An 18831-nucleotide genomic window follows, 5' to 3' on the forward strand; every position below is an offset into this window, starting at 1 on the left:
TGCCAAGCACAGGGATGCAGCAATATCTGAGAGTTAGTGCTTAAGTTGGCGCGTATGGGGTAAGGTGCAGCATTACTGATGCTGAAATTGAGGCTGATAATGATCACTGGGATACGCTACTGGCAACGGATGAAGCATAAAAATTATTAGATCGATTAGCAGAAGAGGCATTAGCTGAACATCGATCATCTAACACAAAACCAATGCGAACTCTGGCAAATCAATCGAACGGGGCCTACGCAAACCTACTGAATTTGAATATTCAGCAATAGCAGGTTGCTGGCGGGCGGCATTCTCAATGCAGCCACTGCGTCGCCAGCAACTCATAGTCTTCCAGCAACAGCAACCTCCCGCCCGGCTAATCCAACGCCTGACGAATAGCGCGCAGGCTGACCGCCGCACCTGAAGTCAACTTGTAATCCACAAAACGACTCACATGCGTCTCGCCGGGATTGATTTCCACGGTGGGGATGCCGGTCTGGCTGGCCTGTGCCACCGGGCCAGCGATGTAAGGGAACACGCTGGTGGTGCCGATGCTGAACACCAGATCGAAGCCCTGATCCAGTTCCGCATATAAGTGCTGAATAGCGGCGGACGGCAGCACCTCGCCGAATAACACCACCCGTGGCCGCACCGGCGCATGACAGCGCGGGCAAGATGGCGGCATCTCCAGCTCGCTATAGTCCGGCACGGTGGCCGCGTAGTCGCAGCGGGTGCATAGCAGATCGTGGATGTCGCCGTGAATTTCAATCAGATTGCGGCTACCCGCGTCGCGGTGGAACCCGTCAATATTCTGCGTCAGCACACAGACCTCAAAATGATCCTGCCACTCGGCGATAATGGTGTGCGCATCATTGAAGCGCGCCCCGCGACAGGAATACTCAATCTGATGCAGATATTTCCAGGTGATGGCCGGGTTGGCTTCGAGCATCGAACCGGACAACGCGGTTTCGATGGGGAATTGGTCTTCGGTGGTCTGATCGTTGTACAGCCCGCCGATGCCGCGATAGGTCGGCAGGCCGGAATCGGCGGAAATACCGGCGCCGGTGATAAACAGCAGCCGACGGGCGCGGCGCATTTCCTCGACAATTCGGGCGACAATAGCGGGATTGGGGTCGGACATGATGGAACCTCGCGGGAACGATTAGGGGCCTGATGAAAATTCTAATGCTTTCGGACGTGTATTTTCCGCGTGTGAACGGGGTTTCTACATCCATTCAAACTTTTCGCTGCGAATTGCAGCGCTTGGGGCACGAAATCTGGGTAGTCGCACCGGATTACGGCCAGCCGACTGCCGATGAAGACCGGATCTGCCGGGTGCCGTCCCGCCAGGTATTGCTTGATCCCGAAGATCGGATGATGCGGCCCAACTTGTTGTCGCGGCGGTTGGCGGAACTACGCGCCCATCAGTTTGACATCGTGCATATCCAGACCCCGTTCGTCGCCCATTATGCCGGCGTCCGACTGGCGCAGCAGTGGGGCGTGCCCTGCGTCGAGACCTATCACACCTTTTTCGAGGAATATCTGTTTCATTACTTGCCGGTGTTGCCGAAGCGTGGTTGGCGGGCAGTAGCCCGGCTGTTATCGCGCCGTCAGTGCAATCAACTGAATGGGTTGGTGGTGCCGTCGCAAGCGATGCGCGAGGTGCTGGTCCAGTACGGAGTGCGAACCTCGATGCGAGTGATTCCGACCGGGATGCCGCTGGAATCTTTTCAGGAAGGCGACGGCGCCGCATTTCGGTCCCGCCACAACATCGCCATCGGACAACCGACTCTGGTGTTCGTGGGTCGAGTGGCGTTCGAGAAGAACATCGAGTTTCTGCTGCATGTGGTGCGGGAACTCCAGCAAACCACCCATCCCGATCTCGTGCTGATTATCGCTGGCGAGGGACCGGCAGAAACGTCGTTGCGCCGGCTGGGAACCACCCTCGGGCTGGAGGCCAACCTGCGCTTTGTGCGCTATCTGGCGCGAGGCGTTGAATTGAGCAGTTGCTATCAGGCGGGTGATGTCTTCGTGTTTGCTTCGCGCACTGAGACTCAGGGACTGGTGTTGCTGGAGGCGATGAGTCTGGGGGTGCCGGTGGTGTCCACGGCGGTCATGGGCACCCGCGACATTCTGGCGGCGAACCAAGGCGCGCTGGTCGCCGAGGAAAATGTAGCGGGTTTCGCCACTCAGGTGCGCCGGGTGCTGGACGATGCCGAACTGCGCCGCCGCCTGTGTGCGGAAGGGCGGATTTATGCCCGGCAGTGGGCAGCAGAAGGTCCGGCCCAGGCGTTGCTGGCGTTCTACGCCGATCTCCGGGCCGGGCGAGTGACGGACAGCAACGCTCAGGAATTCAGCAAGCGGTAGAGCGCCTCGAACTCCCGGCTCAATTTGTGTTTGGGGTCAAGATGAATCATCGGCAGCGCCTGAGCGTGTGATTCACGGATTTTGATCGAGGCCGAAAGAAATGCCTCCAGCACCGGCAAGCCCTCGGATCGCAGTTCTTCGACCAGGCGCACCGGCAGGTTGGCGCGGGCCTGATAGTGGTTGACCACGATCCCTTCAATCCGCAGCGCGCGGTTATGGTCGGCCTGAATCTCGCGCACGCTGTCCATCAGCGTGTACAGGGCGCGGTGGGAAAAATCGTCGCAATCGAACGGGATCAGGCAGGTGTCAGCAGCGATCAATGCCGAACGGGTGTAGAAATTCAGCGCGGGCGGAGTGTCGATGAAAACATCGTCAAATTCGGTGAAGGTCTCCATCGCCTCCCGCAGCTTGTACATCTTGTAGCGTGATTCCAGCTTGATTTGCAGGTCTTCCAGCCGGGGATCGGAGGGCAGGACGCTGAGATTAGGAAACGGAGTTTGAACGATATAGGCAGCGGGTTTATCAGCAAACATCTTGTAGGTCAGGATGTCGTCGAAAAAATGGGCCAGGGTTTTCTTCTGCTCATCCAACATATTACCGAGCAGGTAGCGGGAAGCGTTGGCCTGCGGATCCAAATCTACGACCAGGGTTCGTCGACCCTGAGCGGCGCCGATGGCGGCCAGATTACAAGTAATGGTGGATTTGCCCACCCCTCCTTTCTGGTTGAAAACGACTCGGCGCATGGCGGTTTCCGTGGTTGGGGCTTCAAATAAGTGTAATCAAGTGGCGGGAGAGCGTCGAGATTCATCTGGCTGGGAGACCTTAAGAAAAGTCGAGGAATGAATTGACGCAGTGCAATATAAACTCTATACTGCAACGCAACATTCATCGTGAAAGTTGTCCTCCAATCCTCCTTTGGTGGTTCTTTGCCGAGGTCATCAACGACCTCGGCTTTTTTATTGCGGTTGCAAAAAAACTTGACGCACTGCAACATAATCGCTTATTTTACGCCCTAACATCGTTTAGATGTTGTTGTTCCCAACTTCCTTTGGTGGTTATTTGCCGGGGCCTAAACCCCCGGCTTTTTTATGGCTGCGACGCAGAGCCGCAATCGGGAGAGCGATGATCCAGGAACTTTCTGGATACCCCTGTTCCGATAGTTTGGCAAGCCTACTAAACGCTCTGGATGTTTTCCCTCATGACTCCGCAGCAACCCCGCCTGATTTCGCGACTGGGCAAACCGCTGGTATTCATAGCCAGCTTGTTGCCTCTTGTTTGGCTGTGCTGGTTGATTAGGCAGGGACAGTTGGGCGCCAATCCGGTTGAGACCCTCAGCCACCATAGCGGCGACTGGAGCCTGCGCTTTCTGCTATTGACGCTGGCGGTGACGCCATTGCGGCGGTTAACCGGCTGGAACCGCCTGCAACAGTTTCGACGGATGCTAGGCTTATTTACTTTCTTCTATGTCTGCCTGCACTTTGGCGTCTATTTGATTTTTGACCAGTTTTTTGATCTGCGGGCGATCATCGAGGATGTCGCTCAACGACCCTATATCACGGTGGGCTTCGCCGGTTGGCTGCTGCTGATTCCTCTGGCCGTGACCTCAACCCACACGATGATCAAGCGACTGGGACGGAATTGGCAGCGATTGCACCGGCTGGTTTATGTTATTGGTGCACTGGGTGTCCTGCATTATCTATGGCTGGTCAAGGCCGATCTGACCGAACCGCTGGTTTATGCCGGAGTGTTGGCGGTGTTGCTGGGCTATCGGCTGTGGTGGTGGACTCGCTCGGCCAGGATCGCCCGCTCCATCCGCTAAAAGCCACGCGACAACAGCTTAGGAATTCAAGCCCGTTACTAACGGAAAGTGGCGCTGTTTTCGCTGAGACCGCCATGAACGGTCTGCTAGACTGACATCATTGCTGACCGCCGGATCGCTACGCCATGACCCCTGAATCGCTGGTGAAAATCACCCGCACCTTGTTTTCCCTTCCCGATGTCGTAAAGCGGATCAATGAACTCATTGATAATCCTGCTACTCAGGTTTCCGATCTCGCCGAGGTGATTCTTTGCGATCCCGCGCTGTCAGCCCGACTGTTACGACTGGTCAATAGCGCCTATTACGGACGCCCCCATCGGGTGGACTCCATCCCGCAAGCAATTCTCCTGGTTGGAGAACGGGGATTACGTGACCTGATCCTTGCCACCGCTGCTGTCACTCTGTTCAAAGGGCTGCCACCGGAACAAGTGAATATGGATTTATTTTGGTTCCGAAGTATTGCCTGTGGCATCGCCGCACGACTGCTCGCCCGGCGCAAGCATCTCTATGAGGGAGAACGGCTGTTCATCGCGGGCCTGCTACACAATATTGGCCGGCTGATTTTCTACAGCCAGTGCCCGGACTTGTATCGCGAGGCGTTGGGTCGCGTTGAACGAGGCGAATGCGAAATCGCCATAGCTGAGCGGCAGGTCTTTGGTTTTACCTATGCGGATTTAAGCGCCGAACTCCTCAAAGCCTGGCGGCTTCCCGAACCCCTGCGGATCGCGGTTGCCTACCATTTGAAACCGGCCAAGGCACCCAACTACCCGTTGGAAGCCAAAATCATTCATGTCGCTGCCCGAATCACCTGCGATCTGCAAATCGACGCTGAATTCGTCGCCACTATCGAATATAGCCATGAAATGCTCGAAGAATTCTCCAGCCTGCTGAGCTTGCCGGTGGCGACATTGGTTGCGCTGCCCGAGGAAATCAACCGGCAAGGTCATGAGGTTTTTCAGATTGTTCGTTCAGGGAAAGCTCCGATCTGCTGAGAATGATCCAATGCGGCGCCTTCATCCATGGCAGTTCCGAACTCACGACCGAAATAACCGCGAGTACTGGGTTTCGTGCAATATGCCGGCTAACGCTAATCCCGGTGCAGCCGCGCCAATCTCCTCATCCGCCAGCGTCAAACCATCAACGACCGCCGCCGCAATCGCCGATCCGGCAGCGACCAACAAGCGCTGACTGGCGGTTTGGCCGAGTGGAATCAGGCGGGTAGCGGCGATGATCTGGTTCTCGGTCCAGGCCCAGGCATAACCGGTCGCCGCTTCCGGCAGTGGAATCTCCCAGCGCACCGCCGCCAGACTGAACAGGGTGGCGAAGCAGACCTGTGGTGCATTCCGCCACGATGTTGCTTCATTCAAACCGAGATCGACCAGCAACCGGGCCAGCGCGGTGCCAAGATGGCGGTCCTCCTGCTGCAATTCTGCTGCTTCGCGTGAGGCATACAAGCGAGCGTTCCAGCGTTGCACCGCCTCTGCATCGGTCTCCTGCCAACCGCGATACAAGCGGGCAAGCACCGGCACATCCAGCCGCCGCACACTATGGTTCAGCAGACCGAGAATCCATTCACCAGCGCTGGTTTCATCCCGCACCCAACCGCGATCCACCGCGTATTCCAGCCCTTGCGAATAGGCATACGCGCCCACCGGCAGGGTGGGACTGCACAATTGCAACAGCCGCAGCAGGCTGGGGAGAGTGAGGGGCATACGGGGCAGAGGCGTTGAAGGACTTGGCTGATAACTATGGGTGCGAGTGATGCCCGCCGCTGTAAGCCCCGGTTTCCGGCTCGAACGGGGCTTGCTCGCACACCACCTCCAGCCCCAGTTCCCGCACCATCCTGTCCAGTACATGATCGTGCAAATAACGTAGCCAGCCCAGGCCGAGTTGCAGGGCGATGTGGCGGTTACCGAGATGGTAGGCGGCCCGCGCCAGCAGCAGTGGGTCAGCAGCGCGGGCGGTGGACACGGCTTCCGTGGCTGCGCGTACTTCGACGATCAGACCGCAGGTGGCGCGCAGTCGGTCGCTGTGGCGCAATACCGTGCCGCGCGGCAGGAACAATCCTACCTCCGCGCCGTTGTCCAACCACGTTCGCAATCGGCTCTTCTGGCGCAGTTCGAACGGTAGGGTAAGAGTGGCCTGAGCAGGAAGCGCGTCATGTAGGCGTTCGATGATTTGCAATTCCAGGCGGTCGTCGCCGGTCATTTTGGTAAGCATGGTCAAGGTCTATCAGATCGATCATAATCGCACGATTTTTGGATGGCAGCGTTTTCAGTACGCGAAGTTGGTGGAAATCGTACTGAGAGCATTGCGCAACTCCAAAGTCACTTTAGCAGCCCATCGGATTCAATATGCCTTCAATTTCTGCATCTCCAATAGGGTCGTTCCATTGTGCAAAATTTCGCCTGTCGATTGGGTTCGCCATGCTGGCGCTCATCGCGGCGAGTAGCGCCCGATCCAGCATTTTTGAAGAGGGCGATATGCTGATGGTGCAAGTAGCGCCGGGCGCTATTCATTTTAACTATAGTCCCGATCACGCTGATTTTTCCTGGCTGGTCGGTCTGGAGTGGCAGTCTTCTTCGCGCTGGCTAGTGGGCGCATCCTATTTCAACAATAGCTTCGACCAAAAATGCGAGTATTTCTACTTCGGGAAATCCTGGCCGCTGGAATTCATCAGCAGCAACGTCTATTTCAAGCTGACCGGCGGTCTGCTGCTCGGCTACAAGGAGCCTTACGAGGACAAAATACCCTTTAACAACGATGGAGTGGCGCCGGGCGTTGTACCGGGACTCGGTTACCAGTATGGCGACTTCAACGTACAGATCAATGCGCTCGGCGGAGCGGGAATCATGTTTACCTTCGGTTACAATCTAATCAAATGGTGATGGACCGGCGAATGACGGTACTACAGCAATCCGCAAACTCGCCGATGAATGGGGCGGCTGACAGAGTTCGTCGGGCTGCTTTAGGTCTGCTGGGGTTTGTCGTTGACCTTGTGGTCGTTAATCTTCTTTACAGCCAAGATTTTTCGTTAAGTTCTGCCCAACTTTCAGGCTTTTTAATCGCAGCCGGAACCGGTTATTTTTTAAGTTCCACCCGGCTTCTTAAAGACAGTACCACCCAAAAGGCATCTGATCGGCTGATTAATTTCATTATCACTGTCCTGTTGATCCTGTTTTTACGCGGCGGGATTTTGCTGACCCTGATCCAGTTTCTGAATTTATCGCCCCAATTAGCACTGCTGATCAGTATTGCTGCCTCATCAATCTTGAATCAAATAGGTCATGCCTACCCTGTATTTTCACCGGGAACGATCTATTTTAACTCTGAAATCAAGTGGTATTACTTTTCTATAGGCATGGTTATTTATGCCGTATTACTACGGTTTTTTTATTTAGGGTCGCTAGAGCTTTTTTTTGAAGAAGCTTATTATTGGAATTATGCCAAGCACCTGGATATCGGGTATCTGGACCATCCGCCAATGGTGGCTTGGATTATAGCGTTGTTTATTAAATTGATGGGTGACAATGAGTTTGCTGTTCGATTTGGCGCCTTTATCTGCTGGTTTATTACCGCTTATTTTTCATATCAACTGACCTCCGAGGTATCCGGTAAGCCCAGAGCGAATCAATCTATCGTATTAGTGGCAGTATTGCCTGCCTATTTTGCTGTTGGATTGGTAATGACTCCAGATGCTCCGCTCATGGCCTGTTGGGCGATGGCAATTTACTTTTTTTATCAAGCATTGATCCGTGAACGACGCAGAGCCTGGATAGGATTGGGATTTGCTATTGGACTGGGCATGCTTTCAAAATATACGATAATTCTATTAGGTATCGCTGCGTTGTTATTCATGCTTATGGATCGCAATTCGAGAAAGTGGTTGTTGCGATGGGAGCCTTATTTAGCAATTGTAATTGCTCTTATTTTATTTTCACCGGTTATTGTTTGGAATGCTGAACATGCCTGGGCCTCATTTTTGTTTCAAGGCCACGACCGGGCTGCGGGTAATTTTGATTTCTCCTTGCCGGAATTTGTTGGTGGCATCCTCCTACTAATTACACCTACCGGAATATTGTCAGTAGTTGCCATCCTGCTATTCAAAAGGAGTTTTTTATCCGGCTGCGATGACAGTTGCAGGAGCATGAGTCGTGGCTATATCTTGTTAATGACGTTCGCTTTATTCCCAACTACAGTATTCGCCGCGCTCAGCCTGTTCAGAGAAACCAAATTCCACTGGACGGGACCATGCTGGCTGGCAATACTGCCTTACCTGGCGCTGGTTTCAATCCAGCATCCACATATCAACACGCATCCATGGCTTAGATGGAGTCAACGCGCCTGGCCGGCAACGCTGGTGATTTGTCTGCTCGGTTACGGCGCTTTTTTGTATTATCTGGTATTGGGGTTTCCGGGTGTTCCCTATCCACAGCGTCTTTATCTATTAGGATGGCAAAATTTTGGGCATGACATTGAAGCGCTGGCCGATCAGTTTGAGCGCGATACCGGCGAAAAACCGCTAGTGGTTGGCATGGATAGAAACAGGATCGCCAGTGGGCTGGCTTTTTATCGCACCAAAGCTGTCCAAGTCTCAACTGAACTGGCAAAAGAACCGATAAGCCATCAACCGGCGCTTCAAACTGCAAGTTGGCATCTGTTTGATGGAAGAGGTCTGATGTATGAGCGCTGGTTTCCGGTCGCGGAACAAAATAATAAGAGCCTGTTATTGGTCAGCAAGGATATTTCCAATCTAACCAGCGATCATGTCCGTTCGCGCACCCAGCAAGCCAGTGAAATTGGCAAGATCATGATCTGGAAAAATGGTAAATCGGCGGGTTTTTATTATTATTGTTTGGTGAAAGGCTACCAAAACCAGCCAGTCAACAACAGTAGTTCCATTATTAAAATGACTGATTAAATGTGCTGATTGACATGTTTTTACCTGACCCAGTGAATAATTTTTTTGTCTCGGTGAATTCGATCAAGTTGTGGATTAGAGTCTTGATTACGCTATCGATATTTGCACTTATTTTGCGTTCGATCCATCTCCATGAAATTTGGAAGATACTGAAACAAGCCAGGCTGGATCTGCTGTTGGCGGCGCTACTCATGCAATTCAGCAGCACTACAGTTTCAGCCTATCGCTGGCAACTGATCATGCAGAATCTTCACTTCGGCCAATCTTTTTCCTTTTACTGGCGCAGTTATTTTAAGGCGATGTTTTTTAACCAGGGATTGCCAACCAGCATCGGCGGCGATGCGTTGCGGGTGCTGGATGTAGCCGGTCAAGGATTTCGCAAACGCGATGTCTTGTACGGGGTTATGCTGGACCGAATCACTGGGCTTGGCGCGTTAATGTTGCTGAACCTTATCGCGTATGGGTTCGATCCTGATTTGTTGCCCATTAAAGTGGGCTACCTGATTTTGTTGTTGGTGATGATAGGTCTGCTCAGTTTTGTAGGTATCGTATCGTTAAGGCGGCTGCAATGGCTTGATGCTTATCCCAAACTGGTGATGGTAAAGATATTGTCAACAAGGTTGCATCAAGCTTTTTTAACCCATCGAATTCTGCTCCTTACCTCATCGCTGCTGATTCCGTTTCTAGCCATGATGGGTTTCTTTGCCACCGGTTGGGCATTGGGCCTACGCTATGATCCAATCACCTATGTGATCATTGTGCCGCCCGCAATTTTTTTAACCATTATTCCGGTTTCCCTGGCCGGATGGGGCGTGCGTGAAGGCGCATTAGTGGGGTTATTTTCCTTGATTGGCGCTGATAAGGCGACGGTTTTAGCAATGTCTATTTTATATGGACTGACGCTGCTTGCGGTCAGCTTGCCTGGTTTTGTAATCTATCTTAGCGGTCGTCAACATCTGATTTCAAGAAAACCGGTAAAACAGGATCAGTAGATGAGATTAAAACCTATGCTACCGGGCATGACTTAATGTGCAACAGTAGGCGGGCATTATGAAAATTGACACCATGCGTAAAGTGGATTACTTCGCTGGAATTCCGCTTTGCGTTCTAGCGACCTTGCTCGTCCGCTTGATGAGTCTATTTTTCAAGCGGCGAACCCAGCGTCCCTGTAAGGTATTGTTTATTGAACTCTCAGAGATGGGCAGCGCTATTCTGGCTGATCCCGCCATGAGAAAGATGCAGCGGGCGGGCAATGCGGAACTGTATTTTCTTATTTTCAAATGTAATGCAGCCAGTCTGCATCTATTGAATACGGTGCCGGAGTCCAATGTTTTTACCATTCGTGAAGATGGCATATTGAATCTCGCAGTAGATAGCCTGCGTTTTCTATTCTGGGCACGTCGGCGCGGAATTGATACGATTATCGATCTGGAATTGTTCTCACGGTACAGCGCCTTATTGACCGGTTTATCGGGTGCAGTCAACCGGATTGGCTTTCATTCGTTTTACAATGAGGGATTGTATCGGGGAGCGATGTTAACTCACCGAGTGGCCTATAATCCACATCTGCATATTGCGAAAAACTTTATCGCGCTGGTTAATGCCGCCTTGACAAACAGGGAAGAACTGCCTTTTTCAAAAACCCGGGTTGATGACCGCGAAATTGGATTAGCCCGTGCCGAAGTGAGTGAAAACGCCATTGCGACAATGCGTGATCGCATCCGCAATGAATATCCGCTTTACGATGAGAAACGCCATCGAATTGTGTTGATCAATCCGAACGCCAGCGACCTATTGCCACAACGACGCTGGATGCCTGAATATTTCGTCGCAGTCATGCGCGGTTTGCTGGCGGATGACGAAAATCTTCTGGTTTTGATCACTGGCGCTCCAACGGAATGTCAAGAAGCGGGGCAACTGCAACAGCAGGTGCGCCATCAGCGTTGCGTGAATTTTGCGGGTCGCCAACAGTTGGAAGAATTACCAGCGCTGTACCGGATCGCCGAAATCATGCTGACCAATGATTCGGGGCCAGGTCATTTTTCGGCGGTGACTGATCTCCGCACCTTCGTTCTGTTTGGACCAGAGTCGCCACATCTATACGGTTCGCTCGGTCATAGCACGCCCATTTACGCCGGTCTGGCCTGTTCGCCCTGTGTGAGTGCGGCCAACCATCGCAAAACTCCCTGCGCCGACAATGTGTGCCTGCAAGTCATCAAACCGGATGTGGTTCTGGAACAGTTGCGCGCCGCATTGAAGAAGAAGACACATGCTGCGAAATAAATCTCATGCACTAAGCTCCTTCTCCCGGTTTTACTGGCTGGGATTGTTGATCATTTTCACCCTCATTTGGTTCAGCAACCTGGAGTACCGCAAGCTGGTTCGACCGGATGAAGGGCGTTACGCCGAGATTTCGCGCGAGATGGCTGTGTCCGGGGACTGGGTGACGCCCCGATTAAACGACCTCAAATACTTTGAGAAACCGCCCTTGCAATACTGGGCGACGGCGGCGGTGTTTCGAGCGTTCGGCGATAGTCACTGGGGCGCGCGCTGGTGGCCGGCAGCGACGACTTTTGGTTGTGTGCTGCTGATGTTCTGGGTGGGTCGCCGGCTGTTTGGCGTCGAGGTCGGTTTGGCGGCGGCGGCGGCGCTGGGCGGGTGCAGCGGCTTTGTTATCAACTCCCACATCAACACGCTGGACGCTGGGCTGACCGCGTTTCTGACGGTGGCTTTACTCGGTTTTCTGCTGGCCCAACACCCCGACGCAACACGGAAGGAAAATCGGAACTGGATGCGGGTGGTCTGGGCGGCGCTGGCGCTGGCGGTACTGAGCAAAGGATTGATCGGCGTCGTATTGCCTGGCGCGGTGCTGGCGATCTATATCCTGATCGAGCGCGACTGGCGGCGGTTGACGCGCCTGCATATCGCTGAAGGCGTCATTATCCTGTTGCTGATCGCTGTTCCGTGGTTTGTCGCCGTATCACTGGCTAATCACGAGTTCGCCCGTTTCTTCTTCATTCACGAGCATCTGGAGCGGTTTTTAACTCACGTTCATAGGCGTGAGGGCGCTTGGTGGTACTTTGTTCCCATTCTATTGTTCGGGGTAATGCCGTGGACACCGTTTATTGCGGTCCGATTGCGGGACGGCTGGCGACGTGAGGGCGAACCGGGAACATTGCAACCGTTAAGATTGTTGCTGATTTGGGTGGCGTTCATCTTCCTGTTCTTCAGCGCGTCTAGTTCCAAGCTGCCGTTCTATATCCTGCCGGTATTTCCCGCACTGGCGCTATTCGCAGCGGTTGAAATGCAGCGGATGGAACCGAAAACGCTCAGCCGTTTCACTTGGGGATTGGCGGCAGTCAGCGGCGTGCTGCTGGTTGTTCTGATAGGCGGCGAGCGTATGGCTCGCGTGTTCTCGAAGGAAGCATCATTGTTCGAGATCGCGCGTCATTATGTCCCTTGGATTCAGGCTTCAGTGTTCAGCTTTACCATCGGCGCACTCGCGGCAGCCTGGTTATTCCGCAGTCATGCCCGATCCACCGGCATCGTTGCGCTAGCTTTCGGCAGCCTGGTGGCCGGTATTGTGGCGCTGAACGGTCACGATCAACTGTCCCGTCTGTTCTCGGCTTATCACCTTGTCCGCGAAACCGAAGCGGAATACGGGCCATTTGACCCTACCGCCCCCTTTTACAGCGTCCAAATGTATGATCAAACCTTGCCGTTCTATCTCAAACGCCCGGTGACGCTGGTGCAGTACATTGATGAATTCGCCCTCGGGCTGGATGCGGAGCCGCAGAAAGGCATTGCCCAGGTCGAGGACTGGAAACAACGCTGGATTGTACTCGACAAAGGTTATGCCATCATGAATCTCACCCACTACGAACGCTTCGTCAGCGAGGGTTTACCGATGCGAGTACTGACTCGTGACCCACGCCGGGTGATCGTCAGTCGCCAATGACTGCCTCCAGCTTCGGTTTAATTCTAGTCGGCGTATTGCTCAACGCCGTTGCGCAGTTATTGTTGAAGGCGGGAACCAATGCGCTCGGCGTGATTACGCCCACGGTTGCTAACGTATTGCCGCTGGCTGGGGCAATTGCTACCAATCCGCATTTTCTCGGCGGTTTTGCCTGTTACGGGATCAGCGTCCTGGTCTGGATTCTGGCGTTGTCCCGCGTCCCGGTCAGCATCGCTTATCCCATGCTGTCTATTGGCTACGTCGTTAACGCCTTCGCTGCTTGGTATCTGTTCGGCGAAATGCTGAGCAGTGGGCGCTGGCTCGGCATCGGTTTTATCATCGTTGGCGTTTATCTGCTTGCGAGACACTGAATGTGGCATCGCTTCCTTATCTCCCATTCGCCCGCCCGACTCTGGATGAAGACACTATTGCCGGTGTGGTCGAGGTGCTGCGTTCCGGCTGGATTACCACCGGGCCGCAAGTGCAAAAATTCGAGGCGGCGCTGTCCGCTTATCTGGGTGGACGGCCGGTGCGCGTATTGAACTCGGCGACCGCTGCGCTGGAAGTGGCGCTTCAGCTTTGTGGTATTGGTCCCGGCGATGAAGTTATTACCCCGTCGCAAACTTTCTTTGCCGCGCCTAATATGATCGCCAAGGTTGGCGCAACGCCGGTTTTTGTGGATGTTGAACTCGCCAGCCGCAATTTGGACCTTGACGCCGTGGAGTGGGCGATCACGCCGCGCACCAAGGCGATTATGCCGACGCACTTTGCCGGACTGCCAGTGGCTATGGATCGGCTGTATGAAATCGCCGGGCGGCACCGATTAAGAGTCATTGAGGATGCAGCGCTGGCGATAGGTTCAAGCTGGCGTGGGCAGCGGATCGGCAGTTTCGGCGATCTGACTGTATTCAGCTTTCACCCCAATAAAAACATGACTACGATTGAAGGCGGTGCCTTGGTTTTATCCGACGAAGCAGAAGTGCGTGAAGTAGAAAAACTGCGCTTTCATGGCATTACCCGCTTACCTGATGGCACCCGCGATGTGGCTTTTCCCGGTGGCAAATTTAATCTGCCCGATGTGAATGCTCGAATCGGTCTGAGTCAATTGGCGCGGCTGGAGGAATTTAATACTCGCCGTCGTGAATTTGTGGCTGATTATTTCCAGTTATTGCAAACCGATCCGCCTTGTCTGTTGCCGCATCCCGGTTATACGGGCGATGAAGCTGGACACAGTTGGAATATGTTTGCGCCGCTGTTGCCGCTGGAGCAGATGAGCATTGACCGTAAGCAATTCCGCGCCGCATTGGAAGCGCGTGGTATTGGCACCGGCATTTCCTATGAAGCGGCCCATCTCACGACGCTATTCCGCCGTTATGGTTATTGCGAGGGTGAACTGCCGAACACTGAGCAGATTGCCCGCGAGACCGTGACATTGCCGCTGTTCCCAACCATGAGCGGTGCTGATGTCGAGCGGGTCTGCACGGCGGTGAGTGAAGTGCTGCTGGAGGCGAAAATCTGAATGAGCGCATTGCTGCTGTCTGTCATTATTCCCGTCTATAACGAAGAAGCGATGTTGCCGGCGTTATTCGCACGCCTTTACCCGGCGCTGGACGCACTGGGTGTAAATTACGAAGTGCTGTTCATCAACGATGGCAGCCGCGACCACTCGGCGGCGCTGCTGAAAGACCAGTTTCTGGCTCGGCCTGAGGTGACGCGGGTGATCCTGTTCAACGCCAATTATGGTCAGCATTTGGCGATCATGGCGGGCTTTGAGTATTGCCGGGGGGAGCGAGTGGTGACGCTGGATGCTGATTTGCAGAATCCGCCAGAGGAAATTGGCAAGCTGCTGGAAGCCATGGATCGCGGTCACGATTACGTCGGCAGCATCCGCGAGAGCCGTGAAGATAGTTTATGGCGGCATATCGCTTCCCGGTTAATGAATCGGCTGCGTGAGCGCATTACTAAAATTCGGATGACGGATCAGGGCTGTATGTTGCGCGCCTACAGCCGCGCCATCGTCAAGGCGATTGCGTCTACTCATGAGGTGAGTACCTATATTCCGGCATTGGCTTACACCTTCGCCGCTTATCCGACCGAGGTCACGGTCGCTCATGCCGAACGTGCCGCCGGCGAATCGAAATATCCGCTGTACAAGCTGATCCGATTGAACTTTGATTTAGTGACCGGCTTTTCACTGATGCCGCTGCAACTGTTTTCGCTGGTGGGTATTGCGTTATCGCTGGCGTCGGCGGCATTTGTCGTCTTTCTCGTCATCCGGCGGTTGATCATCGGCCCGGAGGCGGAAGGGCTATTCACCCTATTCAGTATCAATTTCTTTCTGATCGGCATTCTGCTGTTTGGTATTGGCCTGTTGGGCGAATACGTTGGACGGATTTATCAGCAGGTGCGTGATCACCCGCGCTTCACCATTCAGGCGATTTTGGAACAGCGCCAGGGCGAAGATGAAAAGTGAACCGACTCATTCTCGGTGATTGCCTTGAAGTACTCAAAACGCTGGAAACGGAGAGCGTTGATCTGGTTTATCCCGACCCGCCGTTTTTTTCCAATCGCAACCCCTGTACATATAGTGTACCCCTCAGTCAAGACCACAGAACGGGCGATTTAAGATAGAAGCCACATGGGTTAGAAACTGTTGCTGGCCCAGTTAGTTATTGGGGTGGCTGGGCGCTACGATAGACTTGTTCCGGGGTCCGATCGTCGAGTGACTGGTGCGGACGGTCGGTGTTATAGAATCGGAAGTAGACCGACAATTCGGTCTGAGCCTCACGCAGGCTTTGATAGTGTTTGGAGTACACCTCCTCGTATGTGAGGGAGCGCCACAGGCGCTCGATGAAAATGTTATCCAGGGCACGGCCCTGAATCTCCAGCGTGAAGCGCTGGCTACCGTCAGTTGGACAGGAAGTCACGCCGGTGGAGAGAGAAGGTGCTGGCGTCGGTCGCAAGACCGCCGTGAAACCGGCCTCGGTGAAGCAGGAAGTTAGCCATACAATAAACGCTATGGTTGATGCAACGGTACTAGCATCTTAAGCGGTGGGCTGTATTGCAAAATTCTCGCTGGTCATGGTCAGCAGGCAAAAGAAAAGGCATCCAGAGGATGCCTTTTAGCAATGATCCGGGATGACTCAGGACAGACCATACTTACGACGGAAACGATCCACGCGCCCGGCGGTATCCACGATTTTCTGTTTGCCGGTGTAGAACGGATGAGAATGGCTGGATACTTCCACCTTGACCAGCGGATAGTCCTTGCCATCGGTCCACTGAATGGTTTCCTTAGTGGAAATCGTGGAGCGGGTGAGAAAGGTGAAGTCGCTGGAGATGTCCTGAAACACGACTTCACGGTAAACAGGATGGGTATCTTTCTTCATGACGGCTGAAACCTTGGTAATGCTGTGGGTTGATCCGTGTCGCACAGGAGAGGGCGCAGGTATAGGTACTTGATAGGTTGTTAAAACGTTAAACTATAGCGAGTTTCGGTGATCCGCCGCAAGCCAGATTCCAGGGTTATTCGTCCCATGCGTCAGCGGCGCCGTTTCCTACTGAACTTTCATTGCATGGAAAATAGGAATGAACCATGAACCCAAGATCGGTTTCGTCAGCCTCGGCTGCCCCAAGGCGCTGGTAGATTCCGAGCAGATTTTGACCCGGTTGCGCGCTGAAGGCTACGCCATCGTACCGAGTTATCAGGATGCAGAACTGGTGGTGGTCAACACCTGCGGGTTCATTGATGCTGCGGTAGCAGAATCGCTGGACGCCATCGGCGAGGCGCTGACCGAGAACGGCAAGGTGATCGTTACCGGCTGTCTGGGGGCCAAGGGCCATGTGGTGCGGGACATGCACCCGAGGGTGCTGGCGGTCACCGGGCCTCATGCCTGCGAGGAGGTGATGACGGCGGTTCATTTGCATCTGCCCAAACCGCACGATCCATTTGTCGATCTGGTCCCGCCGCAGGGAATCAAGCTCACGCCCCGCCACTACGCCTATCTGAAAATCGCCGAGGGCTGCAATCACCGCTGTACCTTCTGCATCATCCCGCAATTGCGCGGTGATCTGGTCAGTCGGCCTATCGGCGAGGTGCTGCAAGAGGCGGAAAACCTGGTTCGCGCTGGATGTCGGGAATTATTGATCGTCTCCCAGGATACCAGTGCCTACGGAGTAGACCTGCGCTATCGCACCGGTTTCTGGAACGGGCGTCCGCTCAAAACCCACATGACCCCGCTGGCTGCTGCGCTGGGCGAACTGGGGGTATGGGTACGGCTGCATTATGTCTATCCCTATCCGCATGTAGACGAGGTGGTGCCGCTGATGGCGGAAGGCCGGGTGTTGCCTTATCTGGATGTACCGCTGCAACATGCCAGCCCGCGCATTTTGAAAGCGATGAAGCGCCCCGCTAATGCCGACGACACCCTGGCGCGCATCCGGCGCTGGCGCGAGATTTGTCCCGACATCACCCTGCGCAGCACCTTTATTGTCGGGTTTCCCGGCGAGACCGAGGATGATTTCCAACACTTGCTGGAGTTCTTGCAAACGGCAACGCTGGATCGGGTCGGCTGTTTCAGCTACTCAGCGGTGGACGGCGCTCCCGCTAATGCCTTAGTCAATCCGGTGCCGGAAGCGGTGAAGCAGGAACGGCAGGCGCGATTGATGGAAATGCAGGCCGCGATTAGTGCCGAACGGCTACAACGCAAGGTCGGGCGTACCTTGCAAGTCTTGGTGGACGCGCATAATGAGGAGGGCGAAGCCGTCGCCCGATCCAGCGCTGATGCGCCGGATATTGACGGCGTAGTGTATATCGAGGGTGGAATGGTATTGCCAGTCGGGGAGTTTGCTGAGGTGCGGATTGTGGATGCCGACCAGCACGATCTTTATGCTGAGCGCTGCGAGACGGTCCGATCCAAACGAAAAAATCACAGGAGCAACCATTGAACTTTTAGCGGGCGACCTTATCTCAGCCTATAAGCGTAAGCCCTTACGCCTGTCCGCTTCCCTCCCTGAGCGGACTATGTCCGGGCAACAAGCCGGATATCCTATTGGCCCCGGTTTCACTCCCCCTTGTGACCGGGGCTTCTTTTTGGGCGCGAATCTTGAGAATTCTGGATTCACCCCCATCTCCGCCGCTATCAGTTGTGTACAATCCCGCGCAAAACCAAGAGGCAACCGCATGGAATCATTGCATGGCACCACGGTGATCGCGGTGCGCCGCAACGGTCGGGTCGTGATCGGCGGCGACGGCCAAGTCACATTGGGTAATACCGTAATGAAGGGCAACGCCCGCAAGGTGCGGCGGCTTTATCAGAACAAGGTGATCGCCGGTTTCGCGGGTGGTACTGCAGATGCATTTACCCTGTTTGAACGCTTTGAAGGCAAACTGGAAAAGCACGGCGGCAACTTGACCCGTGCTGCGGTGGAGCTGGCGAAAGACTGGCGCACCGACCGGATGCTGCGACGGTTGGAGGCGTTGCTGATTGTCGCTGACCTCAGCGTGACCCTGGTGATCTCCGGCAATGGCGATGTGATCGAGCCGGAACGCGACCTGGCGGCGATTGGATCAGGCGGCGCTTATGCCCAGGCCGCAGCTCAGGCGCTGTTGGAACACACCGAACTCGATGCCCGAACCATCGTCGAGCAAGCCTTGAAAATCGCTGCGGGCATCTGCATCTATACCAACGAAAATCTGACGTTTGAAGAACTGGCGGGCGCATGATCCAGTATTGCAACCAAGCTGCCCTCCCCCCTGTTTTCACCTTATTCCCCAGTACGGTAGCC

At 54.3% G+C, this 18831-nt stretch carries 18 protein-coding genes and 1 pseudogene; 13 read left to right on the forward strand and 6 right to left on the reverse strand.

Features of this window, described 5'->3' with window-relative positions:
* Positions 1-358: 358 nt before the first annotated feature.
* The gene (locus BN874_RS19615) at positions 359-1123 is read right to left on the reverse strand and encodes an NAD-dependent protein deacylase (RefSeq protein WP_034436178.1); all 765 of its coding nucleotides are present in this window, start codon (positions 1121-1123) and stop codon (positions 359-361) included.
* A gap of 32 nt (positions 1124-1155) precedes the next feature.
* Between BN874_RS19615 and BN874_RS19620 the strand changes: the two genes are divergently transcribed.
* Positions 1156-2349, forward strand: coding sequence for a glycosyltransferase (locus BN874_RS19620; RefSeq protein WP_034436182.1), 1194 nt, complete (start codon positions 1156-1158; stop codon positions 2347-2349).
* Here the strand turns inward: BN874_RS19620 and BN874_RS19625 are convergent.
* A complete protein-coding gene (locus BN874_RS19625; RefSeq protein WP_034436185.1) occupies positions 2328-3092 on the reverse strand; it encodes a ParA family protein in 765 nt (254 codons plus the stop codon). The genes BN874_RS19620 and BN874_RS19625 overlap by 22 nt on opposite strands.
* Before the next feature lie 455 nt (positions 3093-3547).
* On the opposite strand from BN874_RS19625, the gene msrQ reads away from it, so the two are divergent.
* Together msrQ and BN874_RS19635 are read left to right on the forward strand one after the other, a co-directional pair.
* Positions 3548-4168, forward strand: a complete 621-nt coding sequence (gene msrQ / locus BN874_RS19630) for a protein-methionine-sulfoxide reductase heme-binding subunit MsrQ (protein ID WP_034436187.1) — start codon at positions 3548-3550, stop codon at positions 4166-4168.
* A gap of 125 nt (positions 4169-4293) precedes the next feature.
* Entirely contained in the window at positions 4294-5160 is an 867-nt protein-coding gene (locus BN874_RS19635; protein ID WP_034436189.1) for an HDOD domain-containing protein, read from the forward strand.
* A 42-nt stretch (positions 5161-5202) separates the two neighbouring features.
* Here the strand turns inward: BN874_RS19635 and BN874_RS19640 are convergent, their stop codons facing one another.
* On the reverse strand, positions 5203-5880 hold the full coding sequence (locus tag BN874_RS19640) for an urease accessory protein UreF (RefSeq protein WP_034436191.1): 678 nt from the start codon (positions 5878-5880) through the stop codon (positions 5203-5205).
* A gap of 34 nt (positions 5881-5914) precedes the next feature.
* On the reverse strand, positions 5915-6388 hold the full coding sequence (ureE, locus tag BN874_RS19645; protein ID WP_230314500.1) for an urease accessory protein UreE: 474 nt from the start codon (positions 6386-6388) through the stop codon (positions 5915-5917).
* Between the two features lie 206 nt (positions 6389-6594).
* On the opposite strand from ureE, the gene BN874_RS19655 reads away from it, so the two are divergent.
* From BN874_RS19655 to BN874_RS19690, 8 genes are all read left to right on the forward strand, one after another.
* Positions 6595-7056, forward strand: a complete 462-nt coding sequence (locus BN874_RS19655) for a hypothetical protein (protein WP_034436196.1) — start codon at positions 6595-6597, stop codon at positions 7054-7056.
* Between the two features lie 11 nt (positions 7057-7067).
* Positions 7068-9089 (forward strand): glycosyltransferase family 39 protein, encoded by a 2022-nt coding sequence (locus BN874_RS19660; RefSeq protein WP_195912236.1) that lies wholly within the window; start codon positions 7068-7070, stop codon positions 9087-9089.
* An 83-nt stretch (positions 9090-9172) separates the two neighbouring features.
* Positions 9173-10081 (forward strand): lysylphosphatidylglycerol synthase transmembrane domain-containing protein, encoded by a 909-nt coding sequence (locus tag BN874_RS19665; RefSeq protein ID WP_195912237.1) that lies wholly within the window; start codon positions 9173-9175, stop codon positions 10079-10081.
* A gap of 58 nt (positions 10082-10139) precedes the next feature.
* Positions 10140-11372, forward strand: a complete 1233-nt coding sequence (locus BN874_RS19670; RefSeq protein WP_034436197.1) for a glycosyltransferase family 9 protein — start codon at positions 10140-10142, stop codon at positions 11370-11372.
* Positions 11359-13047 carry an ArnT family glycosyltransferase gene (locus BN874_RS19675; protein ID WP_034436199.1) on the forward strand — a complete coding sequence of 563 codons (1689 nt, stop codon included), beginning with the start codon at positions 11359-11361 and terminating at the stop codon, positions 13045-13047. Before BN874_RS19670 ends, BN874_RS19675 begins: the two co-directional genes overlap by 14 nt.
* Entirely contained in the window at positions 13044-13415 is a 372-nt protein-coding gene (locus BN874_RS19680) for an SMR family transporter (protein ID WP_034436332.1), read from the forward strand. Before BN874_RS19675 ends, BN874_RS19680 begins: the two co-directional genes overlap by 4 nt.
* Positions 13412-14563: a DegT/DnrJ/EryC1/StrS family aminotransferase gene (locus BN874_RS19685; RefSeq protein WP_034436336.1), complete on the forward strand. Its 1152-nt coding sequence runs from the start codon at positions 13412-13414 to the stop codon at positions 14561-14563. Before BN874_RS19680 ends, BN874_RS19685 begins: the two co-directional genes overlap by 4 nt.
* The gene (locus tag BN874_RS19690; protein ID WP_034436200.1) at positions 14564-15517 is read left to right on the forward strand and encodes a glycosyltransferase; all 954 of its coding nucleotides are present in this window, start codon (positions 14564-14566) and stop codon (positions 15515-15517) included. It abuts the gene before it with no gap.
* Between the two features lie 211 nt (positions 15518-15728).
* Here BN874_RS19690 and BN874_RS25915 read toward each other — a convergent pair.
* Positions 15729-15914: pseudogene (locus BN874_RS25915) on the reverse strand (integrase core domain-containing protein); the annotation flags it as partial.
* A 273-nt stretch (positions 15915-16187) separates the two neighbouring features.
* Positions 16188-16433, reverse strand: a complete 246-nt coding sequence (locus BN874_RS19700) for a type B 50S ribosomal protein L31 (protein WP_034436203.1) — start codon at positions 16431-16433, stop codon at positions 16188-16190.
* 199 nt (positions 16434-16632) lie between these two features.
* Here BN874_RS19700 and rimO point away from each other — a divergent pair, with 199 nt between their 5' ends.
* Together rimO and hslV are read left to right on the forward strand one after the other, a co-directional pair.
* On the forward strand, positions 16633-17991 hold the full coding sequence (gene rimO, locus BN874_RS19705) for a 30S ribosomal protein S12 methylthiotransferase RimO (RefSeq protein WP_051498113.1): 1359 nt from the start codon (positions 16633-16635) through the stop codon (positions 17989-17991).
* A 235-nt stretch (positions 17992-18226) separates the two neighbouring features.
* Positions 18227-18769, forward strand: a complete 543-nt coding sequence (gene hslV, locus BN874_RS19710) for an ATP-dependent protease subunit HslV (RefSeq protein ID WP_034436205.1) — start codon at positions 18227-18229, stop codon at positions 18767-18769.
* Positions 18770-18831: the final 62 nt, after the last annotated feature.

The organism is Candidatus Contendobacter odensis Run_B_J11 (genome assembly GCF_000531125.1).
GTDB lineage: Bacteria > Pseudomonadota > Gammaproteobacteria > Competibacterales > Competibacteraceae > Contendibacter > Contendibacter odensensis.

Coding starts and splice junctions, on each gene's coding strand:
- BN874_RS19675 (WP_034436199.1), top strand. CDS start 11,359: ATGCTGCGAAATAAATCTCATGCACTAAGCTCCTTCTCCCGGTTTTAC.
- BN874_RS19660 (WP_195912236.1), top strand. CDS start 7,068: ATGACGGTACTACAGCAATCCGCAAACTCGCCGATGAATGGGGCGGCT.
- BN874_RS19640 (WP_034436191.1), bottom strand. CDS start 5,880: ATGCCCCTCACTCTCCCCAGCCTGCTGCGGCTGTTGCAATTGTGCAGT.
- BN874_RS19615 (WP_034436178.1), bottom strand. CDS start 1,123: ATGTCCGACCCCAATCCCGCTATTGTCGCCCGAATTGTCGAGGAAATG.
- ureE (WP_230314500.1), bottom strand. CDS start 6,388: ATGCTTACCAAAATGACCGGCGACGACCGCCTGGAATTGCAAATCATC.
- BN874_RS19620 (WP_034436182.1), top strand. CDS start 1,156: ATGAAAATTCTAATGCTTTCGGACGTGTATTTTCCGCGTGTGAACGGG.
- BN874_RS19690 (WP_034436200.1), top strand. CDS start 14,564: ATGAGCGCATTGCTGCTGTCTGTCATTATTCCCGTCTATAACGAAGAA.
- BN874_RS19670 (WP_034436197.1), top strand. CDS start 10,140: ATGAAAATTGACACCATGCGTAAAGTGGATTACTTCGCTGGAATTCCG.
- BN874_RS19680 (WP_034436332.1), top strand. CDS start 13,044: ATGACTGCCTCCAGCTTCGGTTTAATTCTAGTCGGCGTATTGCTCAAC.
- BN874_RS19700 (WP_034436203.1), bottom strand. CDS start 16,433: ATGAAGAAAGATACCCATCCTGTTTACCGTGAAGTCGTGTTTCAGGAC.
- msrQ (WP_034436187.1), top strand. CDS start 3,548: ATGACTCCGCAGCAACCCCGCCTGATTTCGCGACTGGGCAAACCGCTG.
- rimO (WP_051498113.1), top strand. CDS start 16,633: ATGAACCATGAACCCAAGATCGGTTTCGTCAGCCTCGGCTGCCCCAAG.
- BN874_RS19625 (WP_034436185.1), bottom strand. CDS start 3,092: ATGCGCCGAGTCGTTTTCAACCAGAAAGGAGGGGTGGGCAAATCCACC.
- BN874_RS19635 (WP_034436189.1), top strand. CDS start 4,294: ATGACCCCTGAATCGCTGGTGAAAATCACCCGCACCTTGTTTTCCCTT.
- hslV (WP_034436205.1), top strand. CDS start 18,227: ATGGAATCATTGCATGGCACCACGGTGATCGCGGTGCGCCGCAACGGT.
- BN874_RS19655 (WP_034436196.1), top strand. CDS start 6,595: ATGCTGGCGCTCATCGCGGCGAGTAGCGCCCGATCCAGCATTTTTGAA.